Genomic DNA, 15,458 nt, shown 5'->3' with positions numbered 1-15,458 from the left:
GACACGCCGGCCTCCAGGGGGCTTGCCACCCGGGGCAGGGGACCCGTAAAGCCCCAGCCCATGCCGAACCCTTCGGATCTCCTCCACGCGGAGCTGCGGCGCTACCTGCGCGGCTACCCCACTGCCTCCGTGTGCGCGGCCATGAGCTGGCAAGGGACGACGCACGTCGAAGGCCTTCGCCACAAGGGGCCCCCTCCGTCCACGGAGGCGATCTTCTCCCTGGGGTCGCTCACGGAGGTCTTCACCGCGGCGCTGCTGTCGGTGATGGTGGAGCGGGGCGACGTGCGGCTCGACGAGCCCCTGGGGCGGTTGATCCCCGCGTCGTTGCTGAGCGACGAGGTCGCGCGCGCCATCACCCTGGAGCAGCTGGCGACGCACACCGCGGGCCTGCCCAACCTGCCCCCCAACCTGGACGCGGCCCCCCAGAATCCGGACGACCCGTTCGGCCACTACTCCGCGGGCCTGTTCGGCGAGTTCCTTCGGGGCTACCACCCCCAGCGTCCGCCGCCGCACCCGTCCTCCGAGTCCTTCCTGGGCATGGGCGTGCTCGGCCACGCGCTCTCCCGGCGCGCGGTGTTGAACTACGGGCACGCGATGCGGGACCTGCTCTGCAAGCCCCTGGGCCTCGCGGACACCACGGCGCGCGTCACCGACGAGCAGGCGCCGCGCCTGTTGTCCGGCCACACCGCGCGAGGCAAGCCCGTGCCGCCCTGGACCTTCCCGGCGCTCCCCGGGGCGGGGGCGCTGCACGCCACCGTGGGGGACGTGCTGCGCTTCCTCGAAGCGAGCCTCGGGCGGGGGGAGCCCTTCTTCACGCGGGCCCTGTCCCGCATGCAGGCGCCCCGCGTGAAGGCCGGGCCGTGGCAGCGGGGCCTGGGGTGGAACGTCTCCCGGGTGCGCGGACACGACGTGGTGTGGCGCTCGTCCGCGATGGGCGGCTCCGTGGGCTTCATGGGCCTGTGCGTCGCGGCGGACGCGGCCGTGGTGCTCCTGTCCGACCACGGGTGGTCGCTGTTCTCCGCGCTGCGGGGCCGCGTGCCCCTGGAGGCGCCGGGGCTCGCGCTCCTCTCCCGGGTGCTGCCCGGCTGAGGGCGGGGGGACGCGGCTTCACGCGCCCCGGGCGTGCGTGCGTCGACGCGTGAATTCACGCGAGGACGGCGCGCGTTCACGCGTGAATCCGGGTCGGGGGCCCGCGTGGACGGGCCAACCGCTGGAAAGCACACGGGGAGGGCCGGTGGCATCGCGGTTGCTCAAGGAGGGTGCGTCCCCGGCCCGCGGCGCCGGAGGACCCACGCACCTCCCGCCGCCTCCATCGAAAGAGAGCACCCCCATGAGTGGCCCGCCGATCCTCACCTTTGGCACCGTCAACCAGTTCCAGCTCATGTACAGCGACAAGGGCTCCGGCGCGGACCTGGACGGCTGTTTCTACCGGGGCGTCGTGTCCGGTGACACCACGTTCCTGCTGGGGGACTACGCCCAGGGCAACTACAACCCGCCCTCCGGCTCCGTCCTCACCGTGTCCGTGCAGAACGATGATCCGACGAACCCCGCGCTCGCGGCGCCCACCGGCTATGCGCTCATCTGGACCGACCAGGGCAGCGGCGCGGACATGGACGGCTCGCTCTGGATGCCCATCGCGCCCCAGGGCTACGTGGCGCTCGGGGCGGTGTCGCAGACGGGCTACAACTCGCCCTACATCCCCAACCTGCGCTGCATCCGTTTCGACCTCGTGAAGCAGGGGCTCATCGGCTCGCTCATCTGGAGTGACGAGGGCAGCGGCGCGGACCTGGACGTGTCCTGCTACGCCACCAGCTCGCCCGGGCTGTTCTACGCGCAGGGCAACTACAACCCGCCCGTGGGGCCGGTCTGGGTGCCTTCGCAGCTCGTCTCCAACTCCTAGTCCACCTCACACCGAAGCCCGCCCCGAGGCCCTGGAGCGCACCCGCTCTCCGGGGCCTCGTGTCTTTCCCGCCTCCCTCCCTTGTCGACCCGACGCGCGCGGTGGCCCCGCGCGTGCTGGAGCCTCCATGTCCAAAGACACCCCACCGAACCTCGCCTCCCCGGGACGACTGGGCGCGCTGATGCTCGCGCTGCTGGTCCTCGTCTCCCTGAGATGTACCTCCGTGGCTCCCAAGCGCGTGGAGCCCCAAACCCTGAGTGCCGTCGCGCTCCCAATGGACGGCGCCGCCGCGCCGGTGGGCATGCTCCCGGGCCGGTTCACGCCGGGCGCCAACGGTGACGCGCAGTACTCCGTCGCCATCGACGTGCCGTCCGGCATCCAGGGGTTGGATCCGAGCCTGTCGCTCGTCTACGGCAGCATGTCCGGCGACGGCACCGTGGGGATGGGGTGGCAGCTCCAGGGGCTGTCCGCCATCTCCCGCTGCAAGCAGACCTTCGCCGTGGACGGCGTGCGCGGCAGCATCGGCTACGACGCGCAGGACCGCTTCTGTCTGGACGGCCAGCGCCTCATCAACGTCACCGGCGCCTACGGGGCCCCGGCCTCCGTCTACCGCACGGAGCTGGAGACGTGGCGTCAGGTGCAGGCGTCGCAGCAGCAGTGCGGCTCCGGCCCCTGCTCCTTCACCGTCACCACCGCGCAGGGGCAGCAGTGGACCTACGGCGCGAGCACCGACAGCCGCGTCCTCGCCGTGGGCCGTGCCGAAGCGCGCGTCTGGGCGCTCACCCAGGTGAAGGACCTGAACGGCAACACGCTGAACGTCAGCTATTCGCAGGCGCCCATCTCCAGCACGAGCGCCGCGGACGGCCAGTTCTACCCGGTGCGCATCGACTACACGGCCAACGCGACGGTGGTCCCCGCGGTGGCCGCGAACCGCTCCGTGCGCTTCTCGTACGTGGCGCGCGGCGACGTGTCGAGCCGCTACGTGGGCGGCTCGCCCATCCTCACGCGCGCGCTCCTGTCCAACGTCACGACGTATGTGAATGACACCGCGGTGAAGGACTACCGGCTCACCTACGGCACCGGCCCGTCCACCGGCCGCAGCCGCGTGACGAGCGCCCGCGTGTGCGCGGGCACCGGCGCGTCGGCGCCCTGTCTGCCCGCGACGTCCTTCCAGTTCCAGGGGGCCTCCGCCGTGGCCTTCACGCCGAGCGATCCGAAGCTCCAGGTGCCCCAGGGCTTCACGGCGCTGCTGCCCGGGGACGTCAACGGCGACGGGAAGGCGGACCTGCTCTACCTGTCCAATGGCCAGTCGATGAAGGCGTACGTGTACCTGTCCACGGGCACGGGCTTCACCGCGTGCGCGACCCCCACGTCCATCGCGGCGGGAAGCCAGCAGCGGCTGCTGCCCATGGACGTCAACGGCGACGGTCGCGTGGACCTGGTGCAGCTGTGGAGCCAGGGCGGCGCGCTCCAGGTGACGACGTACCTGTCCAACGCGACGTCCTGTGGCTTCACCGCCACCAACGCCAGCGCCCCGGGCACGAGCAGCAGCTACGCCCAGGCGTACCCCATGGACGTGAATGGCGATGGCCGCACGGACCTGGTGCTGGCGTCGGCCGCGTCCGGGCAGATGGGCTTCCAGACGCTCCTGAGCAACGGCCAGGGCTTCACCGCGGGGCCGAGCACGACGCTGGGCGGGCAGGCGGGGGCGCGGTGGTGGCCCATGGACGTGAACGCGGACGGGCAGGTGGACCTGGTGCAGGCGTGGCAGTCCGCGTCGGGCGCCACCCAGCTCACCGCGTATCTCTCCAATGGCCAGACGTTCGGGAGCGGCGTGGATTCGTCCTTCGGGAGCGGCCGTGCCGGGGCGCTCGCGGTGTGGCCCGTGGACGTGAACGCGGACGGGGTGATGGACCTGGTGCAGGGCTGGGTGTCGCAGGGGACGCTGAACCTCCAGGCCTTCGTCTCCACCGGGGACGGGCACTTCGTGGACGGTGGCTCCACCAACACCGGCCGCTCCGCCACGGACCTCTCCGCGTTCTGGCCCATGGATGTGAATGGCGACGGCCGCACGGACCTGGTGCAGGCGTGGAACAACGGCGGGACGCTGGACCTGCTCGTCTACCGCAACACCGGCGCGGGCTTTGACTCAGGCACGGACACCCAGACGGCGCTGAGCGCCGCGAACGTGGCCACCACGTACCCCATGGACGTGGACGGCGACGGGCTCGTGGACCTGGTGCAGGGCTGGCCGAACGGCTCGGGCCTCTCCTTCACGAACTTCATCGCCCAGGGCCCCACGCCGGACCTGGTGAGCAGCGTGGTGGACGGCCTGGGCGGGCAGGTGGACATCACCTACGTCCCCATGTCCGACCCGTCCGTCTACACGGCGAACGCGGGCACGGCGGCCCCCACCTATCCCAGCTCCGACGCGCTGGCCTACGTCTTCCAGAGCGCCCCCGCGCAGATGCCCTTCCAGGTGGTGGGCGGCGGCGTGATGCAGCTGGTGGCGAAGACGGTGATGCACAACGCGCTGCCCGGCGGCGCCGCGTACGCGTACACGGACACGTACCAGTACGCGCGGGCCCTCATCGACCGGCAGGGGCGCGGCTGGCTCGGCTTCCAGCAGGTGACGAAGCATGACGCGCAGGACGGCCAGGTGCTGGTCACCACGTACAACCAGGCCTTCCCGTACACCGGCACGCCGTCCGTCCTCCAGACGCGGTGCGACGCCACGGTGTCCAAGGATCCGCTGTGCCCCAAGGGCAAGACGGACACGCTGCTGTCCTCCAGCCGGACGGACTACTCCGCCGTCAGCACGGCGAAGGGCGCCACGGCCACGAGCCAGAGCGTCACGCTGGTGCAGAAGACGCGCGTCCAGACGGACGCGTATGCCTATGGCATCTATGGCGACTCCCACGTCACGCAGTACCAGTACGACGCGTACGGCAACACCGTGCTGGAGAGCGACCTGGGCATCACGAACGCGAAGGGCGTGGACGCGTCCCCCAGCGACAACGTCTACACGTGCAGCCAGTACTCGAACGACGCGGCGCGCTGGCGCCTGGGCTACCTCACCGACACCAAGGTCTCCCGCACGAGCGCGTGCTCGAGCTTCACGGCGTTCAACGCGAGCACGGACTTCTCGCTGCAACACCTGGCGTACACGACGGATGGCCGGTGGAGCCTGGCGTCCCTGGGCACCTGGGACAGCACGCAGGGCGCCTTCCTCACGACGGCGTATGGGTATGACGGCTTCGGCAACCGGACCCGGCAGATGCTGCCCGGGGGCGGCGTCATCACGACGACGTATGAGTCCGCCTTCCACACGTACCCGGACACGAAGACGTTCCCGGCCAACGCGGCCGGCACCGCGCTGAGCGAGCGCTACGGCTACGACGCGGCCCACGGCACGCAGGTGGCCATCCTGACGACCGCGGGCGCTTCCCAGCTCACCTGCCTGGATGCCTTTGGCCGGGAGCGCGCCACGCAGGGGCCCGTGCCCTCCAGCGGCATGGCCACGGACACGAACTGCGTCAGCCCCGGGGTGACGGGCCTGGCGGCGCCCACCTTCCGCGCCGCGGCCGTCGCCACGCTCAAGACCCAGGCGTGGAGCACCGACGCCCTGGGGGTCTTCGTCACGGAGAACACGCTCCAGGGCTGGACCGCGAGCGGCGGCACGCCGGACTGGCGCTGGACCCACGTCCACCTGGACGGGCTGGGCCGCAGCTTCAAGGAGGTGGCGCAGGGCGCGGCCTCCGACGGCAACGGGGTGTCGTGCCGCGTGTATGACGGCGACAACCGCGTCCTCCAGGAGTCCGTCCTCCAGTCCTTCCCGGGCGACGGGCCCTCCTGCACGCCGGGCACGGGCGGGCCCACGCTGTGGAGCACGAACGCCTTCGACGTCTACGGCCGGCTCACGCGCCACACGCGGCCCGCGGGCTCGCAGGGCACGGAGACCTCCGTCACCCAGGTGGCGTACACGGGCGTGGACACCGCCACGCTCACCTCCGCGGTGGGAGAGCCGTACCAGACCCAGAAGGTCTTCAAGTACGCGTACTACCGCGGCCAGCGAAAGCCCCTCCAGATCGTCGTCCCCCAGGAGGGCAATGCCACCACGGCGCTCGCCTACGACGCGCTGGGGCGGCTGACGTCGGTGACGGACGCGATGACGGGCTCCAACCCGTCGGGCGTCACCAACACCGTGACGTATGACTCGCTCAACCGCCGCCTCACCGCGGACAACCCGGACCAGAACACCGGCGCGTCCGCGGGCGCGAAGGCCAGCACGTACGCCTACGACGCGAGGACGGGCTACCTGTCCCAGGTGACGGACGCGCGGGGGCAGACGACGCGCTTCACCTATGACGGCCTGGGCCGGATCCTCACCTCCACGGGCTCCGACGGCACCGTCTACACCTATGGCTATGACGACCCGGCGGCGGCCTTCGGCGGAGGACAGCTCACGCAGGTGACCGGCCAGCAGGGCGGCGCGCAGGTGTTCCAGTCCACCTTCGCCTACGACCCCTACGGCAACCGCACCCAGAGCCGCGTCCTGCTCCAGGGCGAGCCGTCCGCGTACACCACCGTGCGCGCGTATGACCCGCTCGCGCGCGTGCGCACCCTGACGTATCCGGATGGGACGGTGCTCCAGCGCACCTACGCGCAGGGCAACCTCACCACCCTTGCGTCCGGCACGACGACGTTCGCGAGCTACAGCGGCTTCAACGCCCAGGGGAATCCCCAGCAGGTGGTGTATGGCAATGGCGCCCGCGCCTCGTACACCTACGCGCCGCAGGGGGAGCTGAACACGCAGCAGGTCCAGGACTCCGCCCAGCAGACGCTGGTGGCGCAGGGGATCCAGTGGGACCACCTGGCGCGTGTCACCGGCATCACCGACGCCGTGAAGGCCGGCGGCGTGGACTTCAGCCAGCTGTTCACCTACGCGAACGACCGGCTGTCCCAGGCCTCCGCGCAGGGGCTGTATGGCGCGCGGACGTTCGCCTACGACGCGTCCGGCAACCTCACGAACAACAACGGCGTCGCGTACACGTACCAGGCGCACCGCGCGCTGAAGGGCACGCAGGGCGCGGCCACCGTGTTCTCGCTGGGCTACGACGCCAGCGGCAACGTGGTGTCCAAGCAGGCGCAGGGCTCCACCTGGGCCTTCACCTACGACGCGCGCAACCGCCTCACGCAGGTGACCCAGGGCGGCGTCCCCGTCCTCTCCTCGCTCCAGTACGGCCCCAACGGCAACCGGCTGCGCAAGGTGGACGGCGGCGGCGTGACGAGCCTGTACCCGGATCCGGCGTACACCGTCACGAAGCTGCCCGGCGGCGCGGTGGAGGCCACGCGCGCGGTGATGGGCCCGGACGGCATGGTGGCCGCCGTGACGGTGGCGGTGTCCGGCACGGTGTCGGGTGCGCCCGGCGCGGGCTATCCCCAGCCGGGGACGCTGTACTTCCACGCGGACCACCTGGGCAGCACCGCGCTCACCACGGATGCCTCGGGGAAGAAGGCGTCGCAGGTGGCGTACCTGCCGTACGGCGGCGTCTTCCGCCCGAAGACGACGGGCCCGGACGACTTCCGGCCCAAGTTCCAGGGCCGCGAGGCGGACGAGCCCACCGGGCTGCTCTACTTCGGGGCGCGCTACTACGACCCGGCGCTGGGGCGCTTCCTCACGCCCGACTCGCGCACCGCGAGCCGCATCTCCGGGCGCGATTCGCTCAACCGCTTCGCCTTCGCCATCAACAACCCCGTCACGTACACGGACCCGACGGGCCACAGCGTCTGGGACAGCGTGCTGGGCGCGACGCTGGGCACGCTGGAGGTCGCCGTGGGCGTCGTCATCGACGTCGTGAGCGACGGCGCGCTGGAGTCCGTGGGCGGGGCCTTCATTGGCGCGGGCATCAACGGGATCATGTACAGCGCCACCAGCGGCAAGTCCTTCAGCTGGAAGCAGTACGGCATCCAGCAGGGCGTGGGCGCGGTGCTGGGCATGCTCACCGGCGGCTTCGGTGAGACCGCGGAGTCCGGCGTGGGCCTGGCGGAGAGCGAGGCGTCGCAGCTGGAGGCCGCGGGCGCGCGCGAGGCCACCGCGGCATCGCAGCGGGCCGCGGGAGAAGCCGAGGGCACCGTGCTGCGCACGGGCGTGGAGGAGACGGCGGACACGCAGGGCACGTCCGCCGCCGACTCGCTCACGTCGGACCGCGCGCCATGCCCCAACAGCTTCGTCGCGGGGACGTGGGTGGCCACGGCGGACGGGCCGCGCGCCATCGAGACGCTCCAGGCGGGCGTGGCGGTGCTCAGCCAGGACGACGCCACCGGGTTCATGGCGCTGCGCGCGCTCGTGGCGACGCGTGAGAAGGACGCCGTGCCGGTGGTGGAGGTGGTGCTCCAGTCGGAGGAGGAGGGCGCCTCCGAGCGGATCGTCTCCACGCCCGCCCACCCGTTCTGGGCCCGGGACCGGGGCTGGACGGAGGTGGGCCGGCTGGGGCCGGACGACGCGGTGTACTCGGCGAAGGGGACCTGGCTGCGCGTCGTGAGCGTGCGGGCGCTGGCCGAGCCCCGGCCCGTGCACGACCTGCAGGTCCGCGAGCTGCGCACGTACTTCGTGGGCCGGCTGGAGGCCTGGGTCCACAACTGCACGCTGGGCGAGGCGAACGCCGCCGCGACCGAGGCATGGCAGGACACGACCGAGGCCAGCGTCTTCTGGGACGACTACCACGAACAGTGGCGCGCTTCGGGCGTGGCCGCGTACGACTCGCGAGCGGGGTCGAATCTGATCTCGGTGGAGGGCAGCGGCTCCGTTCCCCGGGGGGCGAACATGCACCCCCGCATGCGCGCGGAGATCGAGGGACAGTTCGGACGGGGCAGGGTGGGACAACGCGGGGTGTGCAACAACTTCCTGGGGGCGTGCGCGGAACAGCGGGCGGCCAACGCGCTGCTGCAGCAGGGCGCCGAGTGGGAGGACATCCGCTTCACCAACCCCTTCCGGCCAAGGACTGGCAGGAACATGCCGGTCTGCGAGAACTGCGAGCGGTTGTTCGGCCGGGACGCATTCCCGCGGAACGCGACGTTCGACAGCGGCCAGTGAGGCCACGAGGTCCCTTGCGATGACGCGCATCCCAGAGGACGCACAGCAGGCATGGGACCTGGACTGGTTCGCGGTGGACGGCGAAGGGCGGCTCGCGCACTTCACGTCCCTGGGCCGGCCCCTCCCGGCGAGCATCGCGGTCTCCTGGGAGGACCTGCGCCAGGTCCAGCGCTACTTCCGGACCGCTCCCGCGCTCGGGGGCGAACCCCGGGTGGCCCCTGGACTGGAGGCGCGGGAGGTGTTCGCCACGCAGGACATGCGGGAGCGCTACCTGCGCGACTTCCGGGCCATGGGGGAGCGGGGGCTGTATGCCTATGACCTGGAGCCGCGGGGGCGGGGGTGGGTGTACCGGCGGGTCATCCTGCCGGAGGTGCCCCTGCTGCTGGAGGAGCTGCCAGGGCCGGTGCGTGCCATCGTCGGACGCACCGTGCTCACCCTGGCATCCTTCGCCCGGGACGCGGCTTTCGACGGGCCGTCATTGAATCCTTGAAGAACCCGGACGGTCCTGCCCCCAGGGGCAGGACCGTCTGGTGCATGGGGGGTGGGTGTAGACTGCGGACCGTCCGAGCCCGTCATGCGTCCGCCCCCCTTTGTCGACATCTCCACGGCTGATGCGCCGGAGCGTGAAGGGAGCGTGCCCGCCGCCGCGCTCGTGCCGGCGCTGACGCTCGCAGTGCATCCCCAGGTGGACCGCGTGGGCGAGCGGGTGCTGTTGCCCGCCGCGCCTGGTGGGGCGCTGGCCCTCTCTCGCGCGGAGCCCCTCTTCCAGCGTCCGGGCCTGTCCGGGGGGCGTCCCCTGGAGGATCCGTTCGTGAGCCGCAAGGCGGTGCGCTTCCAGGCCCTGCCGGAGGGCGGCGTGCGGGTGGAGCCGGGCGACGGCAGCCGGGTGCGCGTCGGAGAGCTGGTGCTGTCCGGCCCCTGGCTGTTCTCCGCCGATGAGGTCGCCGCGGGCGTGCCGCTGGAAGTGGCGGGGCGGGTGGTGCTCCTGCTGCACGGGGCTTCACCCCCGGAGGATGGAGGCGAGCCGCTGGGCATGGTGGGCGCCAGCGTGGGCCTCCAGCGCGTGCGCGCGCAGATCTCCCGGGTGGCGGACCTGAACGTTCCGGTGCTCGTGCGCGGCGAGACGGGCTCCGGCAAGGAGCTCATCGCCCGCGCGCTCCACCAGTGCGGCCCCCGGCGGGCCCGGCCGTTCGTGAGCGTGAACCTGGGCGCCATTCCCCGGGAGCTGGCCGCGGCGGAGCTCTTCGGCGCGCGCCGGGGTTCCTTCACCGGCTCCGTGCGGGACCAGGACGGCTTCTTCCAGGCGGCCCATGGCGGCACGCTGTTCCTCGACGAGGTGGGGGAGGCTCCGCCCGAGGTGCAGGTGATGCTGCTGCGCGTGCTGGAGACGGGGGAGATCTACCGCGTGGGTGAGCGCGTGCCCCTGGCGGTGGACGTGCGGCTGGTCGCCGCGACGGACGCGCTCCTGGAGCAGCAGATCCAGGAGGGGCGCTTCAAGGCGCCGCTGCTGCACCGGCTCGCGGGCTTCTCGCTGCGCGTGCCTCCGCTGCGTGAACGGCGTGAGGACCTGGGCGTCCTGTTGCACCACTTCGCGCGGGAGGAGCTGGAGGCGATGGGCGAGCCCTGGCCGCCGCCGTCCACGGAGCCGTGGCTGCCTCCGGCGCTCGCGGTCCGCCTCCTGCGCCATGGCTGGCCGGGCAACGTGCGGCAGCTGCGCAACGTGGTTCGCCAGCTGGTCATCGGCAGCCGGGGACAGTCCCGGCTGCGGCCGGATCCGCAGCTGGACGCGGAGCTGTCCGCGAGTCCGGGCACCCCGATGGGGCGGCCCGCGGGCGCGCCCGTGCCCGCGCCGGATGCACCCGCTTCGGCACCGGTGACGGGTGAGCCGGTGGGGCGGCGGCGGCCGGCGGACATTCCGGAGGCGGAGCTGCTGGCGGCGCTGCGCGAAGGGGACTGGGACTTCCAGGCGGCGGCGGATCGGTTGGGCATCCACCGCACGTCCATCTACCATCTCATCGAGCGCAGCCCGGGCATCCGGACCGCCGGGTCGCTGGGCGCGGAGGAGATCGCGCGTGTGCATGCCGCCACGGGTGGCAGGCTGGACGCGATGGTGCGCACGCTGGAGGTGTCTCGGCGGGCGCTCGCGCGGCGACTCAAGGAACTGGGCCTGGACGTGCGCGAGGACTGAATCATCCAGACGGAGGAGGAACGGTCGTGACGAAGCACAAGCGCAGGGACGGCGTCGGAGCTCGCGGGTGGTGGTGGGTGGCGGGACTGCTCGCGGTGGGAGGTTGCAAGACGGCGGGGACGCCAGCGCCGGAGGAGGCCAACGGTGGCGTCAATGTCTGTCCGACCAACAACAGCATCGCCCGGGAGAACCTGACCATCCAGGTGGGCTGTGAGGGATTGAAGACCGGCTCGGTGAACTCCTGCGCCTTCCAGCAGGCCACCGTCATCTTCCAGTCTCAATGCGACAGAGGCCCCGTCAAGGTGCAGTGGACCGACCCGGAGACGCTCTTCACCAACGACACGTCGGGCCTGTTCATCCTCCAGAATGAGGGTGACACATGGAAGGGAGAGGTCGGCGCCCAGCCGGGCCCCCACGTGCTGTGCGTCGACACCGAGCGCTGCCCCCCGGGTGGTACCATTGAGTCGAAGACCGGCAGCCTGGACGTCTACACGACGGGCAACTATCCCCGCGAGAAGTGACGGCCTCTCCGCCCTGCCCGTGATGGGCAGGGCGGGTGCCCCGGCGCCCTTCGCATGCGCCGCTGAACCCCGCCGGCTTGCTTGGCCCTGAGTGCGCGTTGCCCTCGGGTGCGCTGGCGGATGCAGGGCCGTTCCGGCTCGACCGCTACGGAGCAGGCTTTGACGGAGGTCCACGGCCCGCGAGATGCGGGTTGGCGGCGATGGCGGCGGCGCGCTCCTGGAGTGCCTCGGGCAGGTCGGGCTCGCGCGTGAGACGCAAGCTGGCGCGCAGCCACCGCGCCTCTGCCCAGTCGGCGTGGAGCGCGAGCAGCGCGTCCACGGCCTCCAGGCCGCGCGCGAGCACGGGCGCCGCGTCCTGTCCGGCGGCCTTCCGGGCCTGGGCCCACGCAAGGCACATGCGCGCGAAGGCCAGGCGCGTCTCCAGGCTCCGGGGCTCCCGTTCCATGGCGGCGTCGAAGCGGCTCGAGGCCCGCGTGAAGGCCGCGTCGGCCTGGACCGTGGGCAGGGCGCGGGCCCGCGCGCTGGCCAGCTCCGCCTGGAGTCGCCACGCCAGGGGCTCCTCCGGGTTCCGGCGCAAGGCCTCGTCGAGCGCCGCTCCCGCCCGGCTCAGGGCCTCCGCCGCGGGACGTCCCCGCGCCAGCGCCCGCGTGGCCTGGAGGAGGTGCAGGCGCGCGAGGTTGGCCCACGGCGTGGCCTGTCCGGGCAGCAGCGCCACGGCCTCCTCGTAGGACGCCTGCGCGGCGCGCACCTCCGCGTCCGGCGCTTCTCCCAGGGCGTCGCGCCACTCCGCGCGGGCGAAGTGCACATCTCCCGTGTTGTTCTGGCCCCAGCCCTGGCGGGGCGCGGCCTCCACGGCCTTCGCGTAGGCGGCCTGGGCCGCGTCCAGGAAGGGGAAGGGGTCTTCGCCGCGGTCCCAGGCCTCGCGGGCCTGCTCCGCCCGGACGATGCCCAGCCCGTTGTGCAGCGGGGCCACGCGCGCGTTGATGGTGATGCCGCGCTCGAAGAGCGTGGCGGCGGTCTCCAGGTCCGGGCGCGGGTCGCCACCGCGGGTCCGCGAGCGGGAGGCCAGCTCGGTGTGCAGCGTGCCGCCCAGGAACCACGCCACGAAGTTCGTCGGGTTGAGGCGCCGCGCCTGCTCCAGCGCGCGCCGCGCCTCGTCCAGGTCCGCGTCCGGCGTCGCCGCGCGGGGATCCGAGGCCCGCGTCAGGTAGAGCTGGCCCAGGTTGATCCACACATCCGGCAGCGCGGCGTCCAGTTGGAGCGCCTGACGGTAGGCCGCGATGGCCAGGGCCTGATGCTCCGAGGGTGACGCGCCCCGCTGTGTGTCGGCGTCCGCCCAGACGCGGAAGATGAGGCCGCGCGTGGCGGGGACTTCATGGTCCCGCTTGCGCGGATCAATACCGTCGAGCGCCTCCAGGGCACCCTGGAGCGGTGCGTCTGGCGGCATGCCCCGGCCCTGCTTCGCCCGGGCCTCGCGCAGCAGGCTCTGCGCCAGCTCCTTGCGAGCCCGCGAATCGCTCGGCCGCGTGGCCAGCACCTGGCGGGCGGCGGCGATGGCCCGCTGGAGTGAGTCCTCTGGATCCGCGCCCCGGCGCAGGGAGTCCTCGGCCCGCCGGTTGTGGAAGCGGGCCTCCCAGGTGTGGGCCTCCGCGCTGTCCGCGTCGGCCGCGAGCGCGCGCGCGACCGCCTCCAGCCCGTGGGTGGCGGCCGGCTCCACATCTCCCTGGCTGTACAGCGCCATCACCAGGGCGCGGTACTCGAGCCGGGCGAGCGCGAGCTGGACCTCGGGAAGGCTCTCCCCCGTGGCGGCGGCGGAGGCGAGCACCCGCCGTCCGGCGTCCAGGTCCGCCCGGGCGCCGTCGCGGTCGCCCTGGTTCCATCGCTGGTGGGCGCGCGCCTGGAGGATGTCGCCGCGCAGCAGGGGCGCTTCGAAGAACCAGGGCGGCAGGGGCTCCGCGGCATCCAGCCGCGCCAGCGCGTCGTCCCAGCGGTCCTCGTGGAAGGCGAGCAGCGCGGCGACGTAGTCCGGCGACGGCACCTCGGCGCCCTCGCTCCGGCGCAGCCACAGGAGGGCCGGGTCGCGGTACTCCCGTTGGGTTGCCGCGAGGCGCGACTTCCGCCGTTCGGGGTCCTGGACGTTCTCCACGTCCAGGAGCGCGTCGCGGTAGAGCTGCCCCAGCGCGAGCGCCAGGGACCAGGCGAGGCGCGGCTCGTGGAAGCCCGCCTCCCACGCCGCCTCCAACTGCTCGCGGGCCTTCGCCGGGTCTCCCAGGGCCAGCGTGCCCCGGCCCAGCGCGTACAGTCCCGGGCCCCGAGCCTCCTCGCCCCCGAGAGCGACGTCCCCGGCGAGCGCTTCCAGGCGGTGTCGCAGCTCGGCCCGCTCCGCGCGCACGTCGTGCAGGCGGGCCATGCTGGTGTAGCGGACCTGCGCCTCCACGCGCTCCACGGCCTCCGTGAAGCGGCGGGAGAGGAGCTCGCGGTGTGCGGCCTGCCGGCGGGTGAGCTGCACCTGGACGAGCGCGCCGAGCACGGCGACGAGCGCGACGGCCGCCACGCTCACCGCGACGCGGTTCCGCCGGGCCTTCTTGCGCAGCCGGGAGCCCAGGCTCACGGGCCGCGCGAGCACGGGCCGGTCCTCGAGGAAGCGGTCCAGGTCCTCCGCCAGCGCCAGCGCGGAGTCGTAGCGGGCGGCGCGGTCCTTCTCCAGACACTTGAGGACGATGGCTTCCAGGTCCGCGGGCACGTCCGGGCGCAGCGTGCGCGGAGGCACGGGCTCCACGGTGGCGATGCGGCTGAGGACCTCCAGGCCGTTGGCGCCGGGGATGGGGGGCTGGCCCGTGAGCAGGTGGTAGAGCGTGGCGCCCAGGCTGTAGACATCCGTGCGCCGGTCCAGCTGGCCCACCTCGCCCCGGGCCTGCTCCGGGGACATGTAGGGGGGCGTGCCCAGCACGGAGCCGGTGGCGGTGGCGCCGCGCGCGGTCCAGTCGTGCGCGAGCCCGAAGTCCATCACGTAGGGATGGAGGCGCCCGTCCGCTGTGCGCTCCACCAGGATGTTGCCGGGCTTGAGGTCGCGGTGGATGAGGCCCGCGAGGTGCGCGGCGTGGACGCCCAGGGCGGCCTCGCGGACCAGCCGGACTTGCTGTGCCACGGTGAGTGTTTCCGCGAGCTGTCCCAGCGTCCGCCCGGGGATGTATCGCATCGCGATGAAGGCGCGGCCCTGGGCCTCACCCATCTCATGCACGGGGCACACGCGCTCGTGGTGCACGCGGGCCTGGGCGCGGGCCTCGGCGAGCAGCCGCCGCAAGACGTCCGGATCGTCGCCCTTCATGAACTTGAGGGCGACGTCGCGGCGCAGGCGCGGATCATACGCGAGGAACACCTGACCCATTCCGCCCTGGCCCAGGAAGCGCAGGCCCTGGTAGCGGTCCCACCGTGGAAGCGGGAAGGGAGGCGCCGCCTGGGACGGGGAGGCGGCGGGCGTGAGCGGCGCCATCGTCGACGCCTCCAGGGCCGCGCCGGCGCGTGGCATCAGGGCCGCGAGCGTGGCGTCGGAGATGCGTCCGTGCGCGTGGAGCAGCGCGAGGGGGCCCTTGCCCACGCGCCGGGCTTCTTCCTCCAACGCGGGCGCGTCCGCCTCCGAGACGAGTCCCTCGGCCACCGCGATGCGCAGCTCCTCCTCATACGGAGGGGGCCGGGCGAGCGAGTCCTTCATGCGGCGCGACGCTAGCACCCGGTTCCTTCGTGGACATGGAG

7 protein-coding genes are annotated in these 15,458 nt (G+C 72.7%); 6 read left to right on the top strand and 1 reads right to left on the bottom strand.

Annotated elements, in window-relative coordinates; genetic code table 11:
• Positions 1-60: 60 nt before the first annotated feature.
• The 6 genes from FOF48_RS25305 to FOF48_RS25280 all read left to right on the top strand — a co-directional run bounded on the left by FOF48_RS25305 (position 61) and on the right by FOF48_RS25280 (position 11,705).
• Positions 61-1,089, top strand: coding sequence for a serine hydrolase (locus tag FOF48_RS25305; RefSeq protein WP_143905432.1), 1,029 nt, complete (start codon positions 61-63; stop codon positions 1,087-1,089).
• A gap of 241 nt (positions 1,090-1,330) precedes the next feature.
• Positions 1,331-1,900, top strand: coding sequence for a Vps62-related protein (locus FOF48_RS25300; RefSeq protein ID WP_143905430.1), 570 nt, complete (start codon positions 1,331-1,333; stop codon positions 1,898-1,900).
• A gap of 127 nt (positions 1,901-2,027) precedes the next feature.
• The gene (locus tag FOF48_RS25295) at positions 2,028-8,996 is read left to right on the top strand and encodes an FG-GAP-like repeat-containing protein (protein WP_143905427.1); all 6,969 of its coding nucleotides are present in this window, start codon (positions 2,028-2,030) and stop codon (positions 8,994-8,996) included.
• Positions 8,997-9,015: 19 nt separating this feature from the next.
• Positions 9,016-9,486 (top strand): hypothetical protein, encoded by a 471-nt coding sequence (locus FOF48_RS25290; protein WP_143905425.1) that lies wholly within the window; start codon positions 9,016-9,018, stop codon positions 9,484-9,486.
• Positions 9,487-9,570: 84 nt separating this feature from the next.
• The gene (locus tag FOF48_RS25285; protein ID WP_143905423.1) at positions 9,571-11,184 is read left to right on the top strand and encodes a sigma 54-interacting transcriptional regulator; all 1,614 of its coding nucleotides are present in this window, start codon (positions 9,571-9,573) and stop codon (positions 11,182-11,184) included.
• A gap of 26 nt (positions 11,185-11,210) precedes the next feature.
• The gene (locus FOF48_RS25280) at positions 11,211-11,705 is read left to right on the top strand and encodes a hypothetical protein (protein WP_143905422.1); all 495 of its coding nucleotides are present in this window, start codon (positions 11,211-11,213) and stop codon (positions 11,703-11,705) included.
• Positions 11,706-11,850: 145 nt separating this feature from the next.
• On the opposite strand, the gene FOF48_RS25275 is transcribed toward FOF48_RS25280, so the two are convergent.
• On the bottom strand, positions 11,851-15,417 hold the full coding sequence (locus tag FOF48_RS25275; protein ID WP_143905420.1) for a serine/threonine-protein kinase: 3,567 nt from the start codon (positions 15,415-15,417) through the stop codon (positions 11,851-11,853).
• Positions 15,418-15,458 lie beyond the last annotated feature (41 nt).

The organism is Corallococcus sp. Z5C101001 (assembly GCF_007352635.1).
Lineage (GTDB): Bacteria > Myxococcota > Myxococcia > Myxococcales > Myxococcaceae > Corallococcus > Corallococcus silvisoli.
The sequence above is the reverse complement of the archived record's forward strand: the minus strand, read 5'-3'. Positions and strand labels throughout refer to the sequence as shown.